Raw genomic sequence first — 291 nt, 5'->3', positions numbered from 1 at the left:
CTGTATCTCAGCTTGATGTTCTGCAAAACTTAGCGGAACGTGCAGACACTCTTGATTACTGCCGTCCAACGATGACAGAGTCAGCTGGTGTGCAAATTCAAGCAGGTCGTCATCCTGTAGTGGAACAAGTGATGGACGAACCTTTCATTGCGAACCCTATCGACCTCAATGATCAACGTAAAATGCTGATCATCACAGGTCCAAACATGGGTGGTAAGTCGACCTACATGCGTCAGACCGCACTCATTGCGCTGAGGGCTCATATCGGTTGTTATGTACCAGCAGAAAGCG

At 48.5% G+C, this 291-nt stretch carries 1 protein-coding gene; it reads left to right on the top strand.

The genetic code is table 11. The features are described 5' to 3' along the window. A partial coding sequence (locus FTW16_RS21400) for a MutS-related protein (protein WP_409994455.1) occupies window positions 1-291 on the top strand: 291 nt, incomplete at both ends.

It is taken from the genome of Vibrio sp. T20 (genome assembly GCF_007858795.1).
GTDB lineage: Bacteria > Pseudomonadota > Gammaproteobacteria > Enterobacterales > Vibrionaceae > Vibrio > Vibrio satsumensis.
Note: the sequence above shows the minus strand (reverse complement) of the source record. Positions and strands in the feature narration are given on the sequence as shown.